Raw genomic sequence first — 462 nt, 5'->3', positions numbered from 1 at the left:
TTATATTCAACAAGAAAGAATCAATCTTTATAGTAACCCCAATGAAAATGAGCCAACAAGTATCTATTTAATACAAAACGACTTTGTCAAAATTCTGGATGTCATTTGGGATAAAGACCAATATTCTAATGTCTGGTTTAAGGTAAGCTATAGCAGTAAAAAGCACGGAGAAATAATAAAATGGATTAGAGGGTATGCTTTTAATCCTTGGAGTTACGGTGAAGGGTGATCCTCGCCAAAATATTAGACAGTGCCCACCTCTATCATTTTTTCGTTTTGGTAATATTGTTGTTCATATTGTTCAGGTGATACCCAGCCATTGGCTGAATGACGGCGTATCCGATTATAATAGATTTCAATATATTCAAATAGTGCTTTATTAGCCTGCTTCCTCGTTTTGTAGTAACAGTCATGAATAATATGTGTTTTGAGTGTATGAAAAAAACTCTCAACAACCGCATT

General features: G+C 34.2%; 1 protein-coding gene and 1 pseudogene. One reads left to right on the top strand and one right to left on the bottom strand.

Features of this window, described 5'->3' with window-relative positions:
• Positions 1-229 (top strand): annotated as a pseudogene (locus B9N71_RS13285) (hypothetical protein); the annotation flags it as partial.
• Between the two features lie 14 nt (positions 230-243).
• On the opposite strand, the gene B9N71_RS11780 reads toward B9N71_RS13285, so the two are convergent.
• A partial coding sequence (locus B9N71_RS11780; protein ID WP_143422138.1) for an IS3 family transposase occupies positions 244-462 on the bottom strand: 219 nt, incomplete at its 5' end.

The organism is Gilliamella bombi (assembly GCF_900103255.1).
Classification (GTDB): Bacteria; Pseudomonadota; Gammaproteobacteria; order Enterobacterales; family Orbaceae; genus Gilliamella; species Gilliamella bombi.
Note: the sequence above shows the minus strand (reverse complement) of the source record. Positions and strands in the feature narration are given on the sequence as shown.